Genomic DNA, 24,892 nt, shown 5'->3' on the forward strand with positions numbered 1-24,892 from the left:
AAAAGACTTCTTTTCTTTGGACGGGGTGCAGGCTTTTTTTTGTATATGGGCATTTTTTGATAAGCTGAGATGAGAGTAGTGTAGAGGAGGTAGAGTAGGATTGGATAAGATCATCAACGTAGAGAATGTCCGCTTCCGATATTCCGATGAAGGGAATGAAGCGCTGAAGGGTATCAACCTCTCTGTCAACCGGGGGGAATGGCTGGCGATCGTCGGGCATAATGGATCAGGGAAATCCACCCTTGCCAAAATGCTGAACGGTCTTCATTTTCCGAATGAAGGAGTCGTAACAGTGGACGGGACGCGTCTTCAGGAAGAAACGATATGGGAGATCCGCGCCAAGCTGGGAATGGTATTTCAAAACCCTGACAATCAATTTGTCGGTGCGACAGTTGAGGATGATGTGGCTTTTGGGTTGGAAAACCATGGTGTGCCTCATGATGTGATGGTGAAACGAGTGAGGGAAGCACTGAAGAACGTCCATATGGGTGATTTTCTTGCTCAAGAGCCGCACCATCTATCGGGTGGACAGAAGCAACGGGTGGCCATTGCAGGTGTCATTGCACTGCAGCCATCCATCATTATCCTGGACGAAGCCACTTCCATGCTCGATCCCAAAGGACGAAAAGAGGTATTAGAGGTGGTCCGAAAGCTAAAGGAAGAAGAGGAGCTGACGGTCATCTCCATCACCCACGATCTTGAAGAAGCATCAAGGGCCGATCGAATCATCGTACTGAACCAGGGAACCGTGTTCAAAGAGGGAACCCCCGAAGAGATCTTCAAGCTTGAAGACGAACTCACGGGGCTGGGTCTGGATTCACCGTTTACAATCAAGCTTGCCGGTGCATTGAAGGAACGGGGAATTCCATTATCCAAAACATACTTAACAGAAGAAGAGTTGGTGAATGAACTATGCAGATCACATTTAAACATGTAGAGTACCGGTATTCATTCAACACTCCATTCGAAAAGTTGGCGCTCGAAGACATCAATCTGGAGATCCCGACCGGGCGATTCCTGTCCGTCATCGGACACACGGGCTCCGGGAAATCCACGCTCCTGCAACACCTGAACGGGTTATTGAAACCGACGGAGGGCACCGTGACGATGGGGGCCCATACGATCCATGCGAAACAAAAGTCGAAAAGCCTTAAAGCCGTCCGCCAAAAGGTAGGGATCGTCTTTCAATTCCCGGAGCATCAGCTCTTTGAAGAAACGGTCTTGAAGGACATCTGCTATGGCCCGATGAATTTCGGCATCAGCAGGGAAGTGGCGGAATCACGTGCAAGGGAACTGATCGTCAAGGTCGGTTTAACGGAAGACGTCCTCTCAAAGTCACCGTTTGACCTTTCGGGCGGGCAGATGCGCCGTGTCGCCATCGCCGGTGTCCTTGCCATGGACCCTGAAGTCATCGTCCTGGATGAGCCGACGGCAGGGCTTGACCCGCGTGGGCAAAAAGAGATCATGGACATGTTCTATGAGCTTCACAAAGAAAAGGGTCTCACGACGATCCTGGTCACACACAGCATGGAGGATGCAGCACGATATGCCGATGAGATCGTCATCATGCAAAAAGGTCGGTTAAAGAAGCAAGGCGCTCCAAGGGAGATCTTCTCCCAAGCGGAAGAACTGTTTGAAATGGGCTTGGATGTGCCGGACGTCGTTCGCTTCCAGTACGAATACGAAAAGGCCTCAGGGAAATCCCTCGGCCGGACGTGCCTGACCATCGAAGAGCTGGCAGATGCCATTTCTGTGTCAGGAGGTGGACGGCCATGATGGAAAAGATGATCATCGGACGTTACGTTCCCGGTCAATCCGTTCTTCACCGGGCAGATCCCCGGGCTAAACTCCTGTTTATTTTCGGGTTCATCTGTATCGTCTTCCTGGCAAATAACGCGCTGACATATGGAATCCTCGGTATCTTCACACTCGGTGCACTCTTCCTATCGAGATTGCCGATCCGTTTCATCCTGGGCGGATTGAAGCCGATCCTATGGATCATCCTGTTTACCTTCTTGCTGCATATCTTCTTCACCAAAGAAGGGGATGTGCTCGTGGATCTGAAATGGTTCGCTATCCATGAAGAAGGCCTGAGGCAAGGGATCTTCATCAGTTTACGGTTCTTTTACCTTATCTTGGTCACATCCTTGCTCACGCTGACGACATCACCGATCACGATTACGGACGGACTCGAGACGCTGTTGAATCCGCTTCGTAAGATCAAGTTCCCCGTACACGAGCTGGCTCTCATGATGTCCATCTCTCTCAGGTTCATCCCGACCCTGATGGAAGAGACGGATAAGATCATGAAGGCTCAGATCGCCCGGGGGGCAGAGTTTACCTCAGGACCGATCAAGGACAGGCTACAGGCCATCGTCCCGCTGCTGATCCCACTATTCGTAAGTGCCTTCAAGCGTGCGGAAGACTTGGCCACCGCCATGGAAGCAAGGGGCTATCAGGGAGGGGAGGGCCGGACGAAATACCGGCTCCTTTCCTGGAAGGGCAGGGATACGATGGTCATCATCGTCCTGCTGGTCCTCACGGGACTCCTGATCGTGTTCAGGGGATGACAGGGGGAATGACTCATGCAACGGATTAAATGCTTACTGGCGTATGATGGGACCGGTTTTCACGGATATCAGGTACAGCCCGGTCAACGGACGGTCCAAGGGGAGCTTGAACGGGTCCTCGGTGCCATCCATAAGGGGGCTTCGATCCGGGTGACGGCCTCTGGCCGGACGGATGCCGGGGTCCACGCACAGGGGCAAGTGTTTCATTTTGACACCCCGCTCTCCATACCCGAAGAGAAATGGCCGGTCGTCCTCAATACGCGGATACCGGACGAAATGACCATTCTGCAGGCAGAGGTCGTCTCAAGTGACTTCCACTCGCGTTTCTCCGTGAAGGAGAAGGAATACCGCTATAGGATCTATAAAGGGACAGAGAGAAGTCCGTTTCATCGGAACTTCGCCCTGCATTACCCTTATCCGCTTGACGTCGGGGTGATGGAGGAAGCCGCTGCCCACCTTCTCGGTGAGCATGACTTCACAAGCTTCTGTTCGGCCAAGACCGAAGTGGAAGATAAGATCAGGACCATCCATGCCATCACCTTGGAAGAGACCGGTAACGAGCTTGTCCTGTCCTTCAGGGGGAATGGGTTCCTTTATAATATGGTGAGGATCCTGACGGGGACCTTGCTGGAAGTCGGATCCGGCAAACGGAGACCTGACAGCATCCCCGACACCCTTGCTGCAAAGGACCGGGACGCAGCAGGGAAAACGGCACCTGCACACGGCTTATATCTGTGGAAGGTGTGCTACGGAGACGGAATGGCAGGGGATGATACGAATGGATCATTCCCTTGTAATCAGGAAAGCACCACAAATCAAAAATAAAAAACTAAAACAACTAATCCTGGTGTAACATACCCTTGACATTCTTCTGGGAACAAGATAATATAGCATATGGTATGTTATTAACCCCACGATAAGCCCCGGAAACTTATTGTGATTTAAGAATAAATACTACGGATTGAGTAATAGGAGGATAAATCATGCGTACAACGTATATGGCTAAAGCCACTGAAATCGAACGTAAATGGCTCGTTGTAGATGCAGAAGGCAAAACTCTTGGTCGTTTGGCTAGTGAAGTTGCTTCTATTCTACGCGGTAAACACAAACCAACATTCACACCACATGTTGACACTGGTGATCACGTGATCATCTTGAACGCTTCTAAAATCGAATTGACTGGTAAAAAGCTTACTGACAAGATCTACTACCGTCACAGCCTACACCCAGGTGGTTTGAAACAACGTACTGCATTGGAAATGCGTACAAACTACTCAGAAAAAATGCTTGAACTAACAATCAAAGGAATGCTTCCTAAAGGTTCACTTGGTCGTCAAATGTTCAAGAAATTGCACGTATACGCTGGAGCGGAGCATCCGCACCAAGCACAACAACCTGAAGTTTACGAACTTCGTGGATAATTAAAAAGAGGAGGTTATTATCTTGGCTCAAGTTCAATATTATGGAACTGGTCGTCGTAAGAGCTCAGTAGCTCGCGTACGTTTGGTACCAGGTAACGGAAACATCATCATCAACGATCGTGAAGTAGAAGTATACATCCCATTCGCAGCACTACGCGAAGTAATCAAGCAACCTCTAGTTGCTACAGAAACTCTTGGTAACTACGATGTACTCGTAAACGTACATGGTGGAGGTTACACTGGCCAAGCTGGAGCTATCCGTCACGGTATCGCTCGTGCTTTGCTTCAAGTTGACCCTGAGTACCGTGGTTCTCTAAAACGCGCTGGTCTATTGACTCGTGACTCCCGTATGAAAGAACGTAAAAAATACGGTCTTAAAGGTGCACGTCGCGCGCCACAATTCTCAAAACGTTAATATACTTGGTATATCAACACGTACCCTCTTTGCTCTTACTGGGCAAGGAGGGTATTTTTGTGTCTGAATAGGGTATTGAATACCCCTTGAATACCTTTAGCTAAAAATCCATGTATTGCTGGAACATCTCCGTTGTTTTCTCCGTAGCTTCATCGGTCACATGAGTGTAAATATCCATCGTGGTTTGAACGTCTGAATGACCAAAAAGTAACCATCACCAAAATCATTGGTAAGCCCCCTGTCATTGTTATTGCCGGATACGATTTATTTAGAAGTAAAACACTTGAAGGCGCGTACAGCAAAGTAACCGGTTTTGATGTAGAATGGACAGGATCACAAATTTATATAGGCAAGTCATATTCCAAGACGTACACCGTAAAGTCAACGAATTTCTGGATGACATAAAGTGTCACATCCGTAGGTTGGTTGGGGTCTTATCCTAAAACGGAAAGCGGAAAAGCAGGTCCTGTATTAGCAAATAAAAAAGCAACTTTCTATCCTGTGATTAAAAATAACCATAGCGGTCAGTATATGCCCACTCCGACAAGAGCTGATATGGCCGTCGTTCCATTAGAAAAACGCGCACCTTGGAACAATACACTTCGAGGACAATATATTGCTTCGTATATTGATTCGTATGGGAATCCGAACTGGGATTGGTCTGGAGTAGACATACACCACGTCATCCAAGAGAGTACGGGGGAGGAAACAGTTTCTCTAATCTGTATCCATTACCGCGAACCATTCACCAGCAATCGGTATCTCCATGGTGGGCAAGCTACTAAAATGAAAATAGGGGGAGTTTCAATGATACTCAAAAAGACGTTGCAAGCTCTAAAGAAACGACTTGATGAAAAAGGGAATATGGAGATTGTAGCTGAGCAAGGGGAAATTCACACAGTTCATTGTTCATTTAATCCCCCTATTGCAGGTAAAGAGCTGAAGGACTTTCAAGATGAAAAAGGATGGATTTTACCTGAAGATGTTCAACAATTTCTATCTAAACACAACGGAGCCAAAATGTATGAAATGTTACTGGGCTCGATTAATATTGGTGGTGGATTGCAAATATACTCTTTAGAGGAAATAAAGAAGACACACGATGCCCTTAAATCATTGTCTGATTATATTCCAATAGGGTATGTGTTTGAAAATAATCTATTAATAAGTCGAACAGCTCTTGAACGAGATGATCCAGACTATTTGTATATTTCTGGGACATTGCTAAAACCGGAACCCTTACATTCGAATCTGGAATTGTTTTTAGATCGGTTTGTGGTGTCACAGGGTTCAAACTTTTGGGAATGGCCAAACTATACAGCCAAGAATTACTATAAGCAATCTGGAGGAATTGAAACTTCATACTAATTAAATCAAACCATAGTCGGTCAACGACCTTGCTGTATATTTCAATTATCTGAGGAGCGTTTTGGAGATAAAAGAATCCACATTTATCACAAAAAGGTTTCAAACGTTTTAAAAATACGTTTAAGGGTTATCGATCAAAGTTCATCAGGGCGCATGGGCATGTAATTTCCGTAAAATGCATAATACCAAGAATACCTTTTGGGGAAATTGGTCCCAGGATAAGGTGATGATTTAAAGGAGTTTATTTATTTCCGGATAAAGATAATTAATTCTACTTTTGAATGAGCGTAAAAAATACGGTCTTAAAGGTGCACGTCGCGCGTCACAATTCTCAAAACGTTAATTTTTTCATGGAAGACCCGACCTTTTTGGTTGGGTCTTTTTTCATTTTGCCCTGGCGAGACGACTTTATGACAGGGCCGCCTTCAAAAATCTCCCTTGGTAACAGTTCCTCGAATGAACCGGTCTCCCGAGAAGGAGAATAGGGTCAAAGGGGTGGATTAGTGTTGAACGTCATCACGACTTTTACAACGAAACAACGCGAAAGAGAAATCAAATCCGAACGGACCCTCCTACGTGGCATCTCCATCAAGATGCTTCAGGAGAGCGTCAGAAAACATTTCGGTTATATAAAGATACAAGGCGGCACCTTCATGCAGGAGGGCTTTGATGAAGCCTGTTTCGATGTGGCAATCGAGGCCTACCTGCTCGGAGGGAAAGTCAGCAAGTTCGGTCATGAAGGTGAAGGGGAAGAGCGCGTGAAGCAGCGCTGCCATACAGAACTCAAGCACTTCATCGATACGCTGTATAACTTCTGGCTCTACTGGGCCGAAGTCGGTGTCACCCAGCCTGTGGATGAGTCCTTCTACCACTCCTGTGAGCATTTTGTGGAAACATGGTGGGAGGAAGGATATGGGCAGGGGATGAAGCGTCTTAAGCTCCGGCTTCACTAAAAGGGTTCTAAATGTCTTTCTTGTCCCATATTTTTTAATAAGGCAAATGGGACAGGAGGACGATCATGCGTCAAAAGCTCAAAGTCATCGGGATGATCGCTGCGCTGGCAGCGGTGCTGTTTGTTATTCAATACAAGATCCTGGATAAGGACACGTGGGGGTCTTGGAATCTCCCCTTATCCGGTAAGGTGATCTATATCGATCCCGGTCACGGTGGTCCTGACGGTGGTGCAGGGGACAAGAACGCCCTTGAGAAGGATATCGCCCTTGATGTCTCCATCATGATCAGGGACTATCTCCAGGAGCAGGGAGCCCTTGTGATCATGACCAGGGAAGAAGACGTAGATCTGGCAGATGAAGATACGAAGGGATACAGCAGGAGGAAAGTCGAAGACCTTCATGAACGCTTGAGGCGTATCAATGACTCCGAGGCCGACCTGTATCTGAGCGTGCACCTGAACTCAATTCCGTCTGCCCAGTGGAGCGGGGCACAAACGTTCTACAACCCGAAGTTCAAGGAAAACGAGGCATTCGCCAAAGCCATCCAAAAAGAACTGATACGAAACCTGGAGAACACGACAAGGGAAGCGAAGGGGCTCCAGAATGTCTATATCCTGAAGCACGCCAAGAAACCAGGCGCCCTCGTGGAAATTGGCTTCCTATCAAACCCGGGAGAGCGGGCGAATCTTCTCAAGAAGGACTACCAGGAAAAGATCGCTGCATCGGTTTATGAAGGGATCATGGATTATCTTGCCGAGGCACCGGATAAAAAGGAATAGTGCAGGGACCCGTACTCCTTCTGGGGATCGGGTCTTTTTGTTGTGGAGGAAGAGCCTTCGTTTTGATCAGCATCTCCTTCCTTGTCGTTTGCTTGTCACCTCAGAGCGAGTCCCCTCCGCTTTTCGTGGTGTCTAGCTCCGGCGGGTTGACCCTCGAGGTCATAAGCCAAGAACCCAAAAGGCCAAGAGCGCCTTTTCAGGTTCTCGTCTTATGCTTGTCGGGTCAGACCGACCCGCCTGCGATTTTCGTGGTGTCTAGCTCCGGGGGCTTGAGGCTCGAGGTCATAAGTCAAAGATCTCAAAAAGGCCAAGACCGCCTTTCCGAGATCTTCGCCTTATGCTTGTCGCCTCAGAGCGAGCCCCCTCCGCTTTTCGTGATGTCTAGCTCCGGCGGGTTGACCCTCGAGGTCATAAGGCAAGAACCCAAAAAGGCCAAGAGCGCCTTTCCGGGTTCTTGCCTTATGCTTGTCGGGTCAGACCGACCCGCCTGCGCTTTTCGTTATACCAGTAAAACATTCCGAACGTTTTGATCATTCATTCTAGGCTGGATATGTTATACTGGAAACAGTGAAAACGAATACAAAGTAAAGGGTGGTTACGTATGTTGACGGAACAGCAGGCACGTGAATTGTTAGCGGGATTGCAGGATCCTTTTTTACATAAAACATTAGGTGAAACGAACGGTATAGAAGAGATTTCGATCAAGGAAGAGAAAAGTCATATCAGCGTAAAGATTGCGTTGGCTAAGACGGGAACGGGCGAGCAGCTGCAGTTCCAGCAGAAGGTCGTCCAGCTTCTTAAAGATAATGGGGCTTCTTCTGTGGGGATCCGATTTACGGAGCTATCTGATGAAGAGCTTGAGAAGCACAGGGGTTCCGGTGGGGAAGGGACGGATCTTCTTTCACCTGCAAGCAAGACGACGTTCATTGCCATTGCAAGCGGTAAGGGTGGCGTGGGCAAATCGACGGTTTCAGTGAACCTTGCCGTATCTCTAGCGCGTCAAGGAAAGAAGGTCGGTCTTGTGGATGCCGATATTTACGGATTCAGTGTCCCGGATATGATGGGGATCATGAAGCGACCGGTTGTGCGCGGAGAAAAGATCATTCCAGTAGAACGGTTCGGGGTGAAAGTCATTTCCATGGGCTTCTTTGTAGAAGACAATGCTCCTGTCATCTGGAGGGGACCGATGCTTGGTAAAATGCTGAATAACTTCTTCTCCGATGTAGAGTGGGGAGACCTTGACTACCTTCTCCTTGATTTACCGCCGGGCACCGGAGATGTCGCCCTCGACGTCCATACGATGCTTCCTAAGTGCAAGGAGATCATTGTCACGACTCCGCATCCGACAGCTGCCTTTGTTGCCGCACGTGCAGGTGCCATGGCCCTGCAGACGGATCATGACATTCTTGGCGTTGTTGAGAATATGTCGTATTTTGAGAGTAAGATCACAGGTGAAAAGGAATTCGTCTTTGGTCAAGGCGGAGGGGAGAAGCTGACGGAAGAACTGCGTACCGATCTCCTTGGCAAGCTGCCTCTTCAACAGCCTGATTGGAATGAAGAAGATTTTGCTCCTTCTGTCTATGCAGCCGATCACCGTTTGGGTCAGATATATGGAGAGATTGCCCATAAAGTAATAGAGAAGCTTTCATAAAGAAAAAGGCCGGAGATTCGGATTACACCGATTCGTCCGGCCTTTGGGCATTAAGCACCGCCACCGCCGCCTCCACTGGAGGAGCCGCCACCTTGGTCATTAAGCGTCTTTCCGCTTTTCTGACTTTCGGAAGATCCTTTGTCCTTGGCTTCCTGGATCTTGGACTGGAAGAGCGGGCTTTGAAGTGTTTCAATGATCACCTGCTGAAGGTGTTCGCGGTATTCCTTGCTCTTAAGGGCTTCGATGATATCCTTCTGCATGGAAGGATCCTTGAAGAGATCGATCATCATACCCTGGTATTCGGGATCTTTCATGAGTTCTTTCAGAAGTTTTTCGTTGCTATCTTTCATGCTGCTCGCCATTGTTTCAGCGAACTTGGGATCTTCGAAGGCCTTCTTCCAGAACTCGACGCCTTTTTCCGACGTGAGGGTCTTGGAGATGGTATCTGTAACCACTTTTTCATTCAGAATCAGCTCTGACTTCATTTCCTCGTCACTCATGATTTCTTTGATGGCCTTTTTACCATCGTCAGTCTTCAATATATCGACAACCATTTTCTTGGTTTCCTCATAGTCCATTTTGCCGGTCTCCGCTCCTCCGCCGCCACAAGCAGTCAAGAGAAAGAAGGATAACAGCACAAGAAAGGATAATCGTTTCATGGTCAGGCTCCTTTCATACAAGTTCCCTTACCTTTAATATGGAGCCGGACACAAAAAATATACTTATTAATCATGGGCCATATGGATTTTTCATGAAAGCGTTTGGTACAATCAGAAGAGTCCATATATTTAGATTTGGGGGAAAGTAGAAGTGACCATCCGTAATTGGATCCGTTTTTTTATTCATACGCTGCTAGTCGGGGGATTAGTGACCGGAGTGGCATCCCTTTTCATCAGATGGGATCAGTTCGGTCCATATGTCAGTGATGGAGATGTACTGGGGATATTGTCGAGCCTGCTATGGTTCTTGTTTGTAGGATTCACCTTCAGTGTCATCAGCCAAATGGGGTATTTCGCCTACTTGACGATTCATCAATTTGGCATGGGGTTATTCAAAGGGCTGTGGAATCCAGTGCAGTTCTTGTTGATTCTATTCGTATTATTCGATCTCATTTATTTCCGGTTCAGGGCATTCGCAGAAGCGGATGATTCCTATCTGCCATATATCCTCCTTGGATTCGGCATCTTGTTGATTGGAGTAGTCACTGCCTACTTCAAGAATCAGCAGTCGAGCTCGAATACTTTTGTATCCGCTTTATTCTTCATGATTGTCATTACGACACTGGAATGGCTTCCGGTCCTGTTGGTGAACTCCATCGACTGGCTGTACCTGATGCTCCTGGCGCTTATTTCTTGTAATGCGTATCAGCTGCTGATGCTTCCGCGATACCTGGAAAACTCCCGTGCCGAGAGACAACAAAAGACCGGATGAGAAAAAGGCCGTCACTGCTGACGGCCTTTTTTCATTGGATCAGGGAAGACTTAGCATCTCCGTTTGATATCATATCCGATACGTTGATGAAGCTTCCTTTGGACTGTAGTTCCTTTATGATTTCAGGAAGGGCCTTCTCTGTCTGCTTGGCAGAGTCCGATGCGTGCAGAAGGATGATATCCCCTTTCTTCGCTTCACCGACATTTTCGACGATCTCATCCACCCCCGGATTGGTCCAGTCCTTGGAATCCACGCTCCAGTGTACAAGGGTTAGTCCAAGTGAATCTGCCACCTTGAGTGTTTCTTTATCAAAGTGACCTGTTGGGCTTCTAAGGAGCTTCACCTCCTGCACATTGAGTTTCTTAAAGATCGTATCGGCCTTCAGGATATCCTGTCTGATCTTTTCTGGTTCCATATCTGTATAGTCGGAATAAGCATACCCCAAATTTCCGATCTCGTATCCTTGTTTCACAATTTGTTCCACCAGCTCAGGATGGCGTTCTGCCCAGGCACCGGAAAGGAAGAAGGTGGCGGACTGAACGTTCATCCTCTTCAATTCCTCCAATATGGGCTTTGCTTTTTCATCTCCCCACCCGATGTTAAAGGTCAACGCAACACCTTTCTCTCCCTTGAAAACAGCCTTCGGTCCATCTTTGGTTCCGAAGACAGCGATACTTGATGTATTCGCACTATACACCAGCAGAGCGGTGAAAAAGGATATGACGATGATCAGTGCAACCTGCTTCAGTCTCTTGGCATTCACCGTATGAAATGTATTCACATGCTATCCCCCTGTCCATCTGTTGTCGATTTCAAAGCCGTATTACACCTTATGCATGTCCCCTTGAAAATATCTATATTCGAAAAAAATGATTATAAAAATCTTTATATGGAAAAAACTACAATTATCAACAGTAAGGGGTGGCATAATTGCTTGGGTTTTTAATCGACGACAGAGAGAAGCAAGAAATCGAATATTTACTGAAACGTGAAATGGACGAAATTCTGTTCGACTTGAAAGACGCAAGAATTGAATATATCGTGAAGCGTGCCATGGATGAACGCTATGCGATTTTGTTTTCCCTGTTCAGAAGGATCGCAAGTCATAAGGAGTGTTTAAAGTATATGAAGAGATCGTCGTTCAAGGACGAGTCCAATCAGTGAATGGATATGAGGCATGTACGGCTTATCTCGGATCGTACGTGCCTTGGGTGATCTTTGGATTCTTTGAACCGAAGGGATGCGTAACCCGTGTATAGAAACAATTGAAGCATGTTGAGGAGAGAGAGGAAGGACGTAAATAAAATAACAATGTTTTTATTAAAAAGTATTGACCGGGGATTGAATAGCTGATATATTATTAAACGTCGCTGCTACAGCAAAGGCATTTCAAACCAAGAGATGAAAAACCTGCTAAAAAAACAGTTGACACCACGAAGTAAGATGTGGTAAATTAGAAAAGTCGCCGAAAGAGACAGCGACAAGCATTTGAACCTTGAAAACTGAACAAAACAAGACAAACACGTCAACGTTAATTCTAGATTTATTTTTAAAAGAGCTATTCAAACTTTTTATGGAGAGTTTGATCCTGGCTCAGGACGAACGCTGGCGGCGTGCCTAATACATGCAAGTCGAGCGGATCGATGGGAGCTTGCTCCCTGAGATCAGCGGCGGACGGGTGAGTAACACGTGGGTAACCTGCCTGTAAGACTGGGATAACTCCGGGAAACCGGGGCTAATACCGGATAACACCTACCCCCGCATGGGGGAAGGTTGAAAGGTGGCTTCGGCTATCACTTACAGATGGACCCGCGGCGCATTAGCTAGTTGGTGAGGTAATGGCTCACCAAGGCGACGATGCGTAGCCGACCTGAGAGGGTGATCGGCCACACTGGGACTGAGACACGGCCCAGACTCCTACGGGAGGCAGCAGTAGGGAATCTTCCGCAATGGACGAAAGTCTGACGGAGCAACGCCGCGTGAGTGAAGAAGGTTTTCGGATCGTAAAACTCTGTTGTTAGGGAAGAACAAGTGCCGTTCGAATAGGGCGGCGCCTTGACGGTACCTAACCAGAAAGCCACGGCTAACTACGTGCCAGCAGCCGCGGTAATACGTAGGTGGCAAGCGTTGTCCGGAATTATTGGGCGTAAAGCGCGCGCAGGTGGTTTCTTAAGTCTGATGTGAAAGCCCACGGCTCAACCGTGGAGGGTCATTGGAAACTGGGGAACTTGAGTGCAGAAGAGGAAAGTGGAATTCCAAGTGTAGCGGTGAAATGCGTAGATATTTGGAGGAACACCAGTGGCGAAGGCGACTTTCTGGTCTGTAACTGACACTGAGGCGCGAAAGCGTGGGGAGCAAACAGGATTAGATACCCTGGTAGTCCACGCCGTAAACGATGAGTGCTAAGTGTTAGAGGGTTTCCGCCCTTTAGTGCTGCAGCTAACGCATTAAGCACTCCGCCTGGGGAGTACGGTCGCAAGACTGAAACTCAAAGGAATTGACGGGGGCCCGCACAAGCGGTGGAGCATGTGGTTTAATTCGAAGCAACGCGAAGAACCTTACCAGGTCTTGACATCCTCTGACAACCCTAGAGATAGGGCTTTCCCCTTCGGGGGACAGAGTGACAGGTGGTGCATGGTTGTCGTCAGCTCGTGTCGTGAGATGTTGGGTTAAGTCCCGCAACGAGCGCAACCCTTGATCTTAGTTGCCAGCATTCAGTTGGGCACTCTAAGATGACTGCCGGTGACAAACCGGAGGAAGGTGGGGATGACGTCAAATCATCATGCCCCTTATGACCTGGGCTACACACGTGCTACAATGGACGGTACAAAGGGCTGCAAGACCGCGAGGTTTAGCCAATCCCATAAAACCGTTCTCAGTTCGGATTGTAGGCTGCAACTCGCCTACATGAAGCTGGAATCGCTAGTAATCGCGGATCAGCATGCCGCGGTGAATACGTTCCCGGGCCTTGTACACACCGCCCGTCACACCACGAGAGTTTGTAACACCCGAAGTCGGTGAGGTAACCTTTTGGAGCCAGCCGCCTAAGGTGGGACAGATGATTGGGGTGAAGTCGTAACAAGGTAGCCGTATCGGAAGGTGCGGCTGGATCACCTCCTTTCTAAGGAAGATTTACTAAAACGTTTGACGACGTCGAAGTTTTGTTCAGTTTTGATGGTTTAATTGGTTTTTTTACGAAGCGCAAGCGGAGTAAAAGAAACTTCCATCATTATATTGTTCTTTGAAAACTAGATAAAGTTTTATTGATAGTCAAGAAATTACCGAGTATCGCCATTTTAGGTTTTTAACCAATTCGGTTAAGTTAATAAGGGCGCACGGTGGATGCCTTGGCACTAGGAGCCGACGAAGGACGGGACTAACACCGATATGCTTCGGGGAGCTGTAAGTGAGCTGATCCGAAGATTTCCGAATGGGGGAACCCACTGTTCGTAATGGAACAGTATCCTTGCTTGAATACATAGAGCATGGAAGGCAGACCCAGGGAACTGAAACATCTAAGTACCTGGAGGAAGAGAAAGCAAATGCGATTCCCTGAGTAGCGGCGAGCGAAACGGGATTAGCCCAAACCAAGAGGCTTGCCTCTTGGGGTTGTAGGACACTCTATACGGAGTTACAAAGGAACGGGGTAGACGAAGAAGTCTGGAAAGGCTCGTCAAAGAAGGTAACAACCCTGTAGTCGAAACTTCGTTCCCTCTTGAGTGGATCCTGAGTACGGCGGGACACGTGAAATCCCGTCGGAAGCTGGGAGGACCATCTCCCAAGGCTAAATACTCCCTAGTGACCGATAGTGAACCAGTACCGTGAGGGAAAGGTGAAAAGCACCCCGGAAGGGGAGTGAAATAGAACCTGAAACCGTGTGCCTACAAGTAGTCAGAGCCCGTTAACGGGTGATGGCGTGCCTTTTGTAGAATGAACCGGCGAGTTACGATCCCATGCAAGGTTAAGTTGAGAAGACGGAGCCGCAGCGAAAGCGAGTCTGAATAGGGCGAATGAGTATGTGGTCGTAGACCCGAAACCAGGTGATCTACCCATGTCCAGGATGAAGTCCAGGTAACACTGGATGGAGGTCCGAACCCACGCACGTTGAAAAGTGCGGGGATGAGGTGTGGGTAGCGGAGAAATTCCAATCGAACCTGGAGATAGCTGGTTCTCTCCGAAATAGCTTTAGGGCTAGCCTCATGTTGTAAGAGTCTTGGAGGTAGAGCACTGTTTGGACTAGGGGCCCTCATCGGGTTACCGAATTCAGACAAACTCCGAATGCCAAAGACTTATCCATGGGAGTCAGACTGCGAGTGATAAGATCCGTAGTCGAAAGGGAAACAGCCCAGACCACCAGCTAAGGTCCCAAAGTATACGTTAAGTGGAAAAGGATGTGGAGTTGCTTAGACAACCAGGATGTTGGCTTAGAAGCAGCCACCATTTAAAGAGTGCGTAATAGCTCACTGGTCGAGTGACTCTGCGCCGAAAATGTACCGGGGCTAAACGTATCACCGAAGCTGTGGATTGACACCGTTTGGTGTCAGTGGTAGGAGAGCGTTCTAAGGACTGCGAAGCTAGACCGTAAGGACTGGTGGAGTGCTTAGAAGTGAGAATGCCGGTATGAGTAGCGAAAGATGGGTGAGAATCCCATCCACCGAATGCCTAAGGTTTCCTGAGGAAGGCTCGTCCGCTCAGGGTTAGTCGGGACCTAAGTCGAGGCCGATAGGCGTAGACGATGGACAACAGGTTGATATTCCTGTACCACCTTTCTTCCATTTGAGCAATGGGGGGACGCAGGAGGATAGGGTAAGCGCACTGCTGGATATGTGCGTCTAAGCAGTTAGGCTGATGATGAGGCAAATCCCATCATCGTGAAGGCTGAGCTGTGATAGCGAGCGAATTATAGTAGCGAAGTTCCTGATTCCACACTGCCAAGAAAAGCCTCTAGCGAGGAAGATGGTGCCCGTACCGCAAACCGACACAGGTAGGCGAGGAGAGAATCCTAAGGTGAGCGAGAGAACTCTCGTTAAGGAACTCGGCAAAATGACCCCGTAACTTCGGGAGAAGGGGTGCTCTGGTAGGGTGCAAGCCCGAGAGAGCCGCAGTGAATAGGCCCAGGCGACTGTTTAGCAAAAACACAGGTCTCTGCGAAGCCGTAAGGCGAAGTATAGGGGCTGACGCCTGCCCGGTGCTGGAAGGTTAAGAGGAGTGCTTAGCGCAAGCGAAGGTGCGAATCGAAGCCCCAGTAAACGGCGGCCGTAACTATAACGGTCCTAAGGTAGCGAAATTCCTTGTCGGGTAAGTTCCGACCCGCACGAAAGGCGTAACGATCTGGGCACTGTCTCAACGAGAGACTCGGTGAAATTATAGTACCTGTGAAGATGCAGGTTACCCGCGACAGGACGGAAAGACCCCGTGGAGCTTTACTGTAGCCTGATATTGAATTTTGGCACAGCTTGTACAGGATAGGTAGGAGCCTTGGAAGCCGGAGCGCTAGCTTCGGTGGAGGCGTCGGTGGGATACTACCCTGGCTGTGTTGACATTCTAACCCGCGCCCCTTATCGGGGTGGGAGACAGTGTCAGGTGGGCAGTTTGACTGGGGCGGTCGCCTCCTAAAGAGTAACGGAGGCGCCCAAAGGTTCCCTCAGAATGGTTGGAAATCATTCGCAGAGTGTAAAGGCACAAGGGAGCTTGACTGCGAGACCTACAAGTCGAGCAGGGACGAAAGTCGGGCTTAGTGATCCGGTGGTTCCGCATGGAAGGGCCATCGCTCAACGGATAAAAGCTACCCCGGGGATAACAGGCTTATCTCCCCCAAGAGTCCACATCGACGGGGAGGTTTGGCACCTCGATGTCGGCTCATCGCATCCTGGGGCTGTAGTCGGTCCCAAGGGTTGGGCTGTTCGCCCATTAAAGCGGTACGCGAGCTGGGTTCAGAACGTCGTGAGACAGTTCGGTCCCTATCCGTCGTGGGCGCAGGAAATTTGAGAGGAGCTGTCCTTAGTACGAGAGGACCGGGATGGACGCACCGCTGGTGTACCAGTTGTCTTGCCAAAGGCATCGCTGGGTAGCTATGTGCGGAAGGGATAAGTGCTGAAAGCATCTAAGCATGAAGCCCCCCTCGAGATGAGATTTCCCATCACTTTATGTGAGTAAGATCCCTGAAAGATGATCAGGTAGATAGGTCAGAGGTGGAAGTGTGGCGACACATGGAGCTGACTGATACTAATCGATCGAGGACTTAACCAAACGTAAGACGAAGGAGGCGCTTCGCGTCTCCCGGACTGGACGATACGCCGGTAATGATTGACTATCAACCTTTATCTAGTTTTCAGGGAATAATTTTTAAATTACCCCTTGAAAAACCTTGAAAATATTATATAATAATATTTGTCATTGTAAGCAATTTGTCTGGTGACATTGGCGAAGAGGTCACACCCGTTCCCATGCCGAACACGGAAGTTAAGCTCTTCAGCGCCGATGGTAGTTGGGGGATCTCCCCCTGTGAGAGTAGGACGTCGCCAGGCTATTCATTCCACAGTAGCTCAGTGGTAGAGCTATCGGCTGTTAACCGATCGGTCGCAGGTTCGAGTCCTGCCTGTGGAGCCATTGCTTCCATAGCTCAGCAGGTAGAGTGCTTCCATGGTAAGGAAGAGGTCACCGGTTCGAGCCCGGTTGGAAGCTTTATTTTTTTTTGAGAAACATCAGGACTGGCCCATTGGTCAAGCGGTTAAGACACCGCCCTTTCACGGCGGTAACACGGGTTCGAATCCCGTATGGGTCACCATTTTTATATTCGGAGGATTAGCTCAGCTGGGAGAGCATCTGCCTTACAAGCAGAGGGTCGGCGGTTCGATCCCGTCATCCTCCACCATAGTTTTTTCACGAAGCGCAGCGGAGTGAAAATAACTTACCTTAAAGTTATTGAATTTTTTCCTCGCAGCGTAGCGGAGTGAAAATAACGTACCATAAGCTCTTTTTTACTAACACACAAGCCTAAAACAATCACCTTCACGGGTTTTTATTTTTAGCTGGGTGGATGCAAAGAGTGTTGCTGATCAAGTACAACTGAACATGCCGGTGTAGCTCAACTGGTAGAGCAACTGACTTGTAATCAGTAGGTTGGGGGTTCAAGTCCTCTTGCCGGCACCATTTTTCCTTTAGCTGGAGGGGTAGCGAAGTGGCTAAACGCGGCGGACTGTAAATCCGCTCCTTCGGGTTCGGCAGTTCGAATCTGCCCCCCTCCACCATTTTGTATAATCTTTTGTGAAATGGACATCATTATAAATGTCCCTTTTTTATGCCATTTTATTGGGCTATAGCCAAGCGGTAAGGCATCGCACTTTGACTGCGACATGCGTTGGTTCGAATCCAGCTAGCCCAGCCATTTATGAGCCATTAGCTCAGTTGGTAGAGCATCTGACTTTTAATCAGAGGGTCGAAGGTTCGAATCCTTCATGGCTCATCATGAAAAACTCCCACGAATTCTTTCGTGGGAGTTTTTTGTTATGGAAAGTGTGTGAGGTAGAACCTAAATAAGAAGCTTAGGGAAGTCCGCATATATATACATGAATATGTGCAGTTGAGTCATTTGTGTGAAAGCGGATACAATGGAGGGAGATACAACGATGAGAGGATGGTTGGGATGAAGAAGGATATTTCGATTATTGGGGTACCGATGGACTTGGGTCAAATGAGGCGTGGAGTCGATATGGGACCGAGCGCTATTCGATATGCAGGTGTGATTGAAAGGCTAGAGGATCTAGGCTACGCCATTAAGGACCTTGGAGATATCAAGATCGGTCAGGCGGAGCGGGTACATAAGGACAGGGATACGAACCTTCGCAATCTTAAGGCGGTGGTTGAGGCAAGCAAGACGTTGGCAGCAAAAGTGGACGATGTGATTGAAGGCGGAGATTTCCCTTTGATTTTCGGAGGAGACCACAGTATTGCCATCGGCACGCTTGCAGGCGTCTCGCCTCACTACGAAAACCTGGGCGTGATCTGGTATGATGCTCACGGAGATTTGAACACGGCAGATACATCCCCGTCAGGCAACATTCATGGAATGCCGCTTGCAGTGAGCTTGGGGCTTGGTCATGAGGATCTCTTGGACATTGGGCATGACCGCGTAAAGATCAAACCGGAGAATGTCGTATTGATCGGAGCCCGATCATTGGACGAAGGCGAGAGGGAGCTTATAAAGGAGAAGGGCATCAAGGTCTACACCATGCATGAAATCGATCGTCTCGGCATGGCAAACGTGATGGAAGATGCGATTGATTATTTGAAGGAGAAAACGGACGGTGTCCATCTGTCCCTTGATCTTGACGGGTTGGATCCGAGCGATGCACCGGGAGTGGGAACACCGGTCCTCGGCGGCATCAGCTATCGTGAAAGTCATCTTGCCATGGAGATGCTGGAGGAATCCGGACTGATTACGTCTGCAGAGTTCGTGGAAGTGAATCCGATCCTGGATGAAAAGAATAAGACGGCAACGGTGGCAGTGGCGCTAATGGGCTCCCTATTTGGAGAAAAACTTCTTTAATCGATACAAAAGAAAAGGCTGATCATCCTACCACAGGGATCAGCTTTTTTGTATGGTCAATGGTGTTTAAACCCTTGATATTGATTTAGTAGATCATCGAGCCTCACACTCAAATCGACGACCTGCTCATCTGCGAATGATGATTTCAGTGCCATCTCGACCATCTGACGACGACAGTCTTCTATTTCGAACAGTAGATCACGTACTCGTACTCTCATTTCCAAAATCCCCCTAAATATAAATAATTAGTCCCTTTATACCCCTTTTGAAATAATTGTAAACATTTTCATCCGAAAATTTGTTAGGATAATGAGGAGAGACCGTTTCATATAGGTTGCAGGCTGCGTTTTTCATCGTTTTTACCTATATCTTCGGTAACTTTTTCAGCTTACATACGTCCATTATATTGGTGCATTGAGCCATATGGGCTGTACCTCACAAAGTAGGGGCGGATTCATCGATAAAAGGTCCTGAACATGGTGGAAGAAAAAAACATAAAAAACATCATAAAATTAATGAAACCTTTCAATAGGGTGTAACGTATATAACGATACCCGCATGGAGCGGAGGTTGAGGAATGGACGAAATCATCAATAGAAGAATTAAACAGGTTCTCAAAGGCGATCAGAACGCATTTGGAGAAATTGTGGAGTTATACAAAGACAAGGTATTCCAACTGTGCTACAGGATGCTTGGCAATCGGCATGAAGCGGAAGATATTGCACAGGAGGCCTTCATAAGGGCCTATGTGAATATCGAGACGTTCCATCAGAACAGGAAGTTCAGCACCTGGCTGTTCCGGATCGCGACAAACCTGTGCATAGACCGGATACGCAAGAAAAAACCCGATTACTTCCTGGATGCGGAAGTAGCCGGGACGGATGGACTGACCATGTATTCTCAAATCGCAGCTGATATCCAGCTCCCTGAAGAAGAAGTCGAGAATATGGAGCTCCAAGAGACGATCCAGAAAGAAATTTCAAAATTACCTCAGAAATATCGATCTGTCATCGTATTAAAGTATATTGAGGAGCTACCCCTTCAAGAAATCAGTGAGATATTGGATATGCCGCTCGGTACAGTGAAGACGAGGGTGCATAGAGGGCGTGAAGCCCTACGGAAGCAATTACGATCTTTGTAAGAGAGGGGGAGCATTCATGAAAGCATGTCCTGAAGAAGTCATCGAATATATGCATGATTATCTTGATGGAGATATAGGAAGCGCTCAAGCATCGGAACTGAAGAAGCATCTGCAGGAATGCGATGATTGTCAGCATCATTTTCATGAGCTTAAAAAAGCGATCGCCTTTGTACAAAGCACTTCGCATATCAGTGCACCAAGCGGGTTCACTGACAGTGTGATGGCAAGGCTTCCGAAGGAGAAGAAAAAAGTAGGATTCCAGCGATGGTTGAAAAACCACCCGCTTATTACAGCCGCAGCGCTGTTCTTGACGTTCATGACCGGAGGACTTTTCACATCATGGAATGGAAATGATGATTTCGCATTCACAAAGCACGATAATCTCGTCGTACAGGATCATACGGTCCTCGTCCCAAAAGGGGAAGTGGTCAAGGGTGATTTGACCGTACGCAATGGCGATGTGAAGATAGAAGGAAAGGTCACGGGGGATGTGACCGTCATCAACGGTGATAAGTATCTCGCTTCTGCAGGAAGTGTGACCGGTGACATCAACGAGATTGATGAAGCCTTTGGATGGCTTTGGTATAAGATCAAAGAAGGCGTCAAAGGAACCATGGATTTAGGAAATTCGCAAATGGTTGAAAATTAAGATAGACTAGAGGGACGTGGATGACGATCCCTCTATGGGCTGGCATTCACGTGGTGTCAGTTTTTTTCTGTAAAACGTAAGTTCAAAGCAAGAGAGGCCATGGGTGTCTTTTAATGGACAAGGACAAAATGTGATATACTAAAAAAGTTACGAAAATGAAGAAGCCACATGGCGGCTTACGCTTTCGATTAAGCTATTGGAGGATGTAATATGCCGTTTCTCGATATTTTTACGGATTACTCCGCACTGGATTATGTCTCCGATATTGTAGATATTCTCGTGGTGTGGTTTGTAATCTACAAACTCATCATGCTGATTAAAGGCACGAAAGCAGTACAATTATTAAAAGGAATTTTCGTTATCATCATTGTAAGGGGTCTCAGTAGCATCTTCGGCCTTGATACCCTTGGATGGATGATGCAGCAGGCATTGACCTGGGGATTCCTTGCCATCATCATCATCTTCCAGCCCGAACTGAGACGGGCCCTCGAACAGCTCGGCCGTGGCCGCCTGTTCTCGAGATCCGGCATGCAGGAAGATGAAGAGCAAGAGCGCATCATCGAATCCATGACCAAAGCGGTCAGTTATATGGCGAAGCGTCGCATCGGGGCCCTTTTGACCCTTGAGAGGGAAACGGGGATGAGTGATTACATCGAGACGGGGATTCCCCTCGATTCGAAGATCTCATCTGAGCTCCTCATCAACATTTTCATCCCGAATACACCTTTGCATGATGGTGCCGTCATCGTTCAGAAGAATCAAATTGCGGCAGCGGCATGCTATCTGCCACTATCCGAGAGCCCGTTCATTTCAAAGGAGCTCGGTACGCGTCATCGGGCGGCGCTTGGTGTCAGCGAAGTGACAGACAGCATTACCATCGTTGTATCTGAGGAAACAGGCGCCATCTCCATTACGAAGAATGGTGAGCTTTATCGCGACCTGACTCTGGATCGTTTCAAAGAGATCCTGACGAATGAGCTCGTGGGCGAACGTTCGAATGCTTCCTCGGTGAAATGGAACTGGAGGGGGAAGAAATAGATGGATAAGTTTATGGAAAGCCGTTGGTTCATGCGCATCGTCGGTTTACTGCTTGCACTCATCCTCTATATGTCCGTCAACTTCGGCGATCTTCAAAAAGAAGCGAATCGCCCGAGTAGCGGAAGCTCTCAAGAAGATGTGGAAACCGTTCAGGATGTGCCACTTGAAGTGTTTTATGACAGTGATAACCTTGTCGTCACGGGTATGCCCGAGACGGTGAACGTCAGGCTGGAGGGACCGAAAGCCCTCGTACAAGCAGCCAAGCAGGTGAAGGACTTCCAAGTGTATGTCGACCTGAATGACGTCGGCATCGGGAATCATCAGGTGGAAGTCAAAATAGACAACCTATCTGATAAGATGCAGGCGAAGGTCAACCCCGGCTATGTGAATGTGTCGGTACAGGAGAAGGTCACGAAGGAATTCGGGGTCGAGCCCGAGTTCAATGAAGGACTGCTTGCCGACGGCTATGATGCCCAGGGGCTGGCAGTGGAGCCTAAAACCGTGAAGGTGACAGGAGCAAAAGACGAAGTGGAGCGCATCACCTATGTGAAGGCGACCATCGATGTCGATAATGAAATCAATCAGAATGTCACGAGGGAAGCACAGGTACAAGTGCTCGACCGTAACTATAATAAACTGGATGTCGAAGTGGAACCGGAAACGGTCGATGTGACGGTCTCGGTCACCAACCCGAGCAAGTCCGTACCCATTTCGGTGAAGGAGAAGGGTGAGCTGCCTGAAGGCGTGACGCTCAATTCCATCAGCGTCAAACCAAAAGAAGCTACCATTTTCGGAAATCAGAGCCTCCTCGATACAGTGAAGGAGCTGTTTGCCGAAGTGGACCTCTCCGACATCAAGAAAGATACGACGAAGAAAGTGAAAATCGGCCCGCAGTCCGATCTCAATAAGGTGACACCGGAAGAAGTCGAGATCACCATCGATGTCTCAACAGATGAGGATAAGGAACTGACGGGTCTCGAGATCACACCGGAGGGTCTCCCGGAAGACTATGAGTACACCATGACGTCTCCCGAGGCAGAGGCAGTGGATGTCTCTCTCAGCGGCCCCCAGGATGAGGTGAGCAAGGTGACGAAGGATGACTTCTCCCTTGCCCTCGACCTCTCGGGACTCGAGCCGGGTGAACATGAGGTGGAGATTACTGCACAGGGACCGGATAACGTGGACTGGACCCTGTCACAAAAGACCGTAACCGTAGAAATCAAAGATAAGAACACATCAGCCGAGGGCTGAAAAAGGAGAGAATAATGATGGGTAAGTATTTTGGAACAGACGGAGTAAGGGGAGTAGCCAACTCGGAACTGACACCTGAACTGGCATTTAAGCTGGGTAGATTCGGGGGTTACGTACTGACGAAGGATGCCACACGTCCCAAAATATTGATTGGAAGGGATACACGGATCTCAGGACATATGCTCGAAGGCGCCCTGGTTGCAGGACTCCTTTCGATCGGAGCGGAAGTCATGCGACTTGGCGTCATTTCCACACCAGGTGTCTCCTATCTGACAAAGGCACTGGGAGCACAGGCAGGGGTCATGATCTCAGCTTCCCACAATCCTGTGGCAGACAACGGAATCAAATTCTTCGGTCCCGACGGATTCAAGCTGTCTGATGATCAGGAGAATGAAATCGAAGTGCTCCTTGACGCTACTGAAGACAACCTTCCGCGTCCGGTAGGCGGAGATCTCGGTCAGGTGAGTGACTACTTCGAAGGTGGACAAAAGTATCTGCAATATCTTAAACAAACAGTGGATGAAGACTTCGACGGACTACATATCGCACTCGATTGTGCACATGGTGCCACTTCTTCCCTTGCGACGCATCTGTTCGCCGATCTCGATGCTGACATTTCCACGATGGGGGCATCTCCGAGCGGGCTGAACATCAATGAAGGAGTCGGTTCCACGCATCCTGAAGCACTCGCTGAAATGGTGAAGGAAAAAGGAGCGGACCTTGGTCTTGCCTTTGACGGAGACGGAGACCGGATCATCGCCATCGATGAAAATGGAGACATCGTCGACGGAGACCAGATCATGTACATTTGCGGGAAGTTCCTTAAATCAGAAGGCCGCTTGAAGCAATCAACGGTCGTATCCACTGTGATGAGTAACCTCGGCTTCCATAAAGGACTTGAGGAGCACGGCATCCAAAGCATCCAGACGGCCGTGGGAGATCGCTATGTGGTCGAGGAAATGAAGAAGAACAACTATAACCTCGGCGGGGAACAATCTGGCCATATCATCTTCCTTGATTACAACACGACAGGTGATGGGCTTCTTACAGGAATCCAGCTTGTGAACATCATGAAGATCACGGGGAAATCCCTATCAGAGCTTGCGGGTGAAATGAAGAAGTTCCCACAAAAGCTAGTGAACGTCCGTGTGACCGATAAGCATCACGTAACGGATAATGCCAAGGTGAGCGAGGTCATCAGCAAGGTGGAAGATGAGATGAACGGTAACGGCCGCATTCTTGTCCGTCCATCCGGAACCGAGCCTCTTGTCCGCGTTATGGCAGAAGCTCCGACTGAAGAGCTTTGCTCCCAATACGTCGATGAGATCGTCGCCGTGGTACAGGCGGAAATGGGCCTGGCTGAATAGTTGATTTTCCATGCATGAGGGGTCACCAACGGCCCCTCATGCATATTTTATAGTAATGGTCGTTTGGTCACCATGTTGCGAAGCAGTGACAAACCGCTAACAAATGGTCGGTACATCCATAATTTGATTGACGGATGATAAGCAACTGGTGTATGATGATTTTGTTTTTAATTTTTCAACATACTGGAAACACTTGACTCAAGAATGGAAAGGTGGAAAGAGGTTGTACGATTTATAAAAAGCGCCAGGACTAAGCGGCTGCTTAGTTGACGAGGTGGAGGTTCTATCGATCGATCGGCGGGTGCCTCCC

22 protein-coding genes, 8 tRNA genes and 3 rRNA genes are annotated in these 24,892 nt (G+C 48.4%); 30 read left to right on the top strand and 3 right to left on the bottom strand.

The window, feature by feature from the left end:
- Positions 1 to 100 precede the first annotated feature (100 nt).
- The 11 genes from K6T23_RS00920 to K6T23_RS00965 all read left to right on the top strand — a co-directional run bounded on the left by K6T23_RS00920 (position 101) and on the right by K6T23_RS00965 (position 9,157).
- Positions 101 to 937 (top strand): energy-coupling factor ABC transporter ATP-binding protein, encoded by an 837-nt coding sequence (locus K6T23_RS00920; protein ID WP_053429944.1) that lies wholly within the window; start codon positions 101 to 103, stop codon positions 935 to 937.
- Positions 913 to 1,776 carry an energy-coupling factor ABC transporter ATP-binding protein gene (locus tag K6T23_RS00925; RefSeq protein WP_238283400.1) on the top strand — a complete coding sequence of 288 codons (864 nt, stop codon included), beginning with the start codon at positions 913 to 915 and terminating at the stop codon, positions 1,774 to 1,776. Before K6T23_RS00920 ends, K6T23_RS00925 begins: the two co-directional genes overlap by 25 nt.
- Entirely contained in the window at positions 1,773 to 2,570 is a 798-nt protein-coding gene (locus tag K6T23_RS00930; protein ID WP_238283401.1) for an energy-coupling factor transporter transmembrane component T family protein, read from the top strand. The genes K6T23_RS00925 and K6T23_RS00930 overlap by 4 nt, the downstream gene beginning before the upstream one ends.
- Before the next feature lie 15 nt (positions 2,571 to 2,585).
- Positions 2,586 to 3,395, top strand: a complete 810-nt coding sequence (gene truA / locus K6T23_RS00935) for a tRNA pseudouridine(38-40) synthase TruA (protein ID WP_148986172.1) — start codon at positions 2,586 to 2,588, stop codon at positions 3,393 to 3,395.
- A gap of 158 nt (positions 3,396 to 3,553) precedes the next feature.
- Complete coding sequence (gene rplM / locus K6T23_RS00940; protein WP_048007636.1) at positions 3,554 to 3,991, top strand: 50S ribosomal protein L13; 438 nt, start codon at positions 3,554 to 3,556, stop codon at positions 3,989 to 3,991.
- Positions 3,992 to 4,013: 22 nt separating this feature from the next.
- Entirely contained in the window at positions 4,014 to 4,406 is a 393-nt protein-coding gene (gene rpsI, locus K6T23_RS00945; RefSeq protein WP_048007637.1) for a 30S ribosomal protein S9, read from the top strand.
- Positions 4,407 to 4,832: 426 nt separating this feature from the next.
- The gene (locus tag K6T23_RS00950) at positions 4,833 to 5,774 is read left to right on the top strand and encodes an SMI1/KNR4 family protein (protein WP_238283402.1); all 942 of its coding nucleotides are present in this window, start codon (positions 4,833 to 4,835) and stop codon (positions 5,772 to 5,774) included.
- A 277-nt stretch (positions 5,775 to 6,051) separates the two neighbouring features.
- The gene (rpsI, locus tag K6T23_RS22330) at positions 6,052 to 6,117 is read left to right on the top strand and encodes a 30S ribosomal protein S9 (protein ID WP_420493500.1); all 66 of its coding nucleotides are present in this window, start codon (positions 6,052 to 6,054) and stop codon (positions 6,115 to 6,117) included.
- Between the two features lie 160 nt (positions 6,118 to 6,277).
- The gene (locus K6T23_RS00955) at positions 6,278 to 6,727 is read left to right on the top strand and encodes a DUF2521 family protein (protein WP_337946925.1); all 450 of its coding nucleotides are present in this window, start codon (positions 6,278 to 6,280) and stop codon (positions 6,725 to 6,727) included.
- 65 nt (positions 6,728 to 6,792) lie between these two features.
- Positions 6,793 to 7,506, top strand: coding sequence for an N-acetylmuramoyl-L-alanine amidase CwlD (gene cwlD, locus K6T23_RS00960; protein ID WP_056541805.1), 714 nt, complete (start codon positions 6,793 to 6,795; stop codon positions 7,504 to 7,506).
- 601 nt (positions 7,507 to 8,107) lie between these two features.
- A complete protein-coding gene (locus K6T23_RS00965; protein WP_079513628.1) occupies positions 8,108 to 9,157 on the top strand; it encodes an Mrp/NBP35 family ATP-binding protein in 1,050 nt (349 codons plus the stop codon).
- Between the two features lie 50 nt (positions 9,158 to 9,207).
- Here the strand turns inward: K6T23_RS00965 and gerD are convergent, their stop codons facing one another.
- Entirely contained in the window at positions 9,208 to 9,816 is a 609-nt protein-coding gene (gerD, locus tag K6T23_RS00970; protein WP_238283403.1) for a spore germination lipoprotein GerD, read from the bottom strand.
- A 151-nt stretch (positions 9,817 to 9,967) separates the two neighbouring features.
- Between gerD and K6T23_RS00975 the strand changes: the two genes are divergently transcribed.
- Positions 9,968 to 10,588 carry a KinB-signaling pathway activation protein gene (locus K6T23_RS00975; RefSeq protein WP_053429939.1) on the top strand — a complete coding sequence of 207 codons (621 nt, stop codon included), beginning with the start codon at positions 9,968 to 9,970 and terminating at the stop codon, positions 10,586 to 10,588.
- Positions 10,589 to 10,619: 31 nt separating this feature from the next.
- Here K6T23_RS00975 and pdaB read toward each other — a convergent pair whose 3' ends face one another.
- Complete coding sequence (pdaB, locus tag K6T23_RS00980) at positions 10,620 to 11,369, bottom strand: polysaccharide deacetylase family sporulation protein PdaB (protein WP_053429938.1); 750 nt, start codon at positions 11,367 to 11,369, stop codon at positions 10,620 to 10,622.
- 149 nt (positions 11,370 to 11,518) lie between these two features.
- On the opposite strand from pdaB, the gene K6T23_RS00985 reads away from it, so the two are divergent.
- The 13 genes from K6T23_RS00985 (at position 11,519) to rocF (ending at position 19,136) form a co-directional block, all read left to right on the top strand.
- On the top strand, positions 11,519 to 11,752 hold the full coding sequence (locus tag K6T23_RS00985) for a hypothetical protein (RefSeq protein WP_079513624.1): 234 nt from the start codon (positions 11,519 to 11,521) through the stop codon (positions 11,750 to 11,752).
- Between the two features lie 406 nt (positions 11,753 to 12,158).
- Positions 12,159 to 13,709: ribosomal RNA gene (locus K6T23_RS00990) — 16S ribosomal RNA — on the top strand.
- A gap of 194 nt (positions 13,710 to 13,903) precedes the next feature.
- Positions 13,904 to 16,837: ribosomal RNA gene (locus tag K6T23_RS00995) — 23S ribosomal RNA — on the top strand.
- 161 nt (positions 16,838 to 16,998) lie between these two features.
- Positions 16,999 to 17,115: ribosomal RNA gene (rrf, locus tag K6T23_RS01000) — 5S ribosomal RNA — on the top strand.
- Together the 16S, 23S and 5S rRNA genes with 8 tRNA genes alongside form the textbook arrangement of a ribosomal RNA operon.
- 7 nt (positions 17,116 to 17,122) lie before the next feature.
- Positions 17,123 to 17,197, top strand: a tRNA-Asn gene (locus K6T23_RS01005).
- 2 nt (positions 17,198 to 17,199) lie between these two features.
- Positions 17,200 to 17,272, top strand: a tRNA-Thr gene (locus K6T23_RS01010).
- A 28-nt stretch (positions 17,273 to 17,300) separates the two neighbouring features.
- Positions 17,301 to 17,375: transfer RNA gene (locus tag K6T23_RS01015), tRNA-Glu, on the top strand.
- An 11-nt stretch (positions 17,376 to 17,386) separates the two neighbouring features.
- Positions 17,387 to 17,462 (top strand) — tRNA-Val (locus tag K6T23_RS01020).
- A 202-nt stretch (positions 17,463 to 17,664) separates the two neighbouring features.
- A tRNA-Thr gene (locus K6T23_RS01025) sits at positions 17,665 to 17,740 on the top strand.
- Positions 17,741 to 17,754: 14 nt separating this feature from the next.
- Positions 17,755 to 17,838 (top strand) — tRNA-Tyr (locus K6T23_RS01030).
- Positions 17,839 to 17,900: 62 nt separating this feature from the next.
- Positions 17,901 to 17,975, top strand: a tRNA-Gln gene (locus K6T23_RS01035).
- Between the two features lie 5 nt (positions 17,976 to 17,980).
- Positions 17,981 to 18,053, top strand: a tRNA-Lys gene (locus K6T23_RS01040).
- A 180-nt stretch (positions 18,054 to 18,233) separates the two neighbouring features.
- On the top strand, positions 18,234 to 19,136 hold the full coding sequence (rocF, locus tag K6T23_RS01045; RefSeq protein ID WP_079513715.1) for an arginase: 903 nt from the start codon (positions 18,234 to 18,236) through the stop codon (positions 19,134 to 19,136).
- Between the two features lie 56 nt (positions 19,137 to 19,192).
- Here rocF and K6T23_RS01050 read toward each other — a convergent pair whose 3' ends face one another.
- A complete protein-coding gene (locus K6T23_RS01050; protein WP_079513717.1) occupies positions 19,193 to 19,354 on the bottom strand; it encodes an aspartyl-phosphate phosphatase Spo0E family protein in 162 nt (53 codons plus the stop codon).
- Between the two features lie 359 nt (positions 19,355 to 19,713).
- On the opposite strand from K6T23_RS01050, the gene sigW reads away from it, so the two are divergent.
- From sigW to glmM, 5 genes are all read left to right on the top strand, one after another.
- Positions 19,714 to 20,277, top strand: a complete 564-nt coding sequence (gene sigW, locus K6T23_RS01055) for an RNA polymerase sigma factor SigW (RefSeq protein ID WP_048007331.1) — start codon at positions 19,714 to 19,716, stop codon at positions 20,275 to 20,277.
- A 16-nt stretch (positions 20,278 to 20,293) separates the two neighbouring features.
- Positions 20,294 to 20,926: an anti-sigma factor family protein gene (locus K6T23_RS01060; protein WP_238283404.1), complete on the top strand. Its 633-nt coding sequence runs from the start codon at positions 20,294 to 20,296 to the stop codon at positions 20,924 to 20,926.
- Between the two features lie 210 nt (positions 20,927 to 21,136).
- Positions 21,137 to 21,964, top strand: a complete 828-nt coding sequence (gene cdaA, locus K6T23_RS01065) for a diadenylate cyclase CdaA (RefSeq protein ID WP_048007329.1) — start codon at positions 21,137 to 21,139, stop codon at positions 21,962 to 21,964.
- Positions 21,965 to 23,215: a CdaR family protein gene (locus K6T23_RS01070; RefSeq protein WP_053427866.1), complete on the top strand. Its 1,251-nt coding sequence runs from the start codon at positions 21,965 to 21,967 to the stop codon at positions 23,213 to 23,215.
- Between the two features lie 17 nt (positions 23,216 to 23,232).
- Positions 23,233 to 24,582, top strand: a complete 1,350-nt coding sequence (gene glmM, locus K6T23_RS01075) for a phosphoglucosamine mutase (protein WP_238284361.1) — start codon at positions 23,233 to 23,235, stop codon at positions 24,580 to 24,582.
- Positions 24,583 to 24,892 lie beyond the last annotated feature (310 nt).

It is taken from the genome of Rossellomorea marisflavi (genome assembly GCF_022170785.1).
Classification (GTDB): domain Bacteria; phylum Bacillota; class Bacilli; order Bacillales; family Bacillaceae_B; genus Rossellomorea; species Rossellomorea marisflavi_B.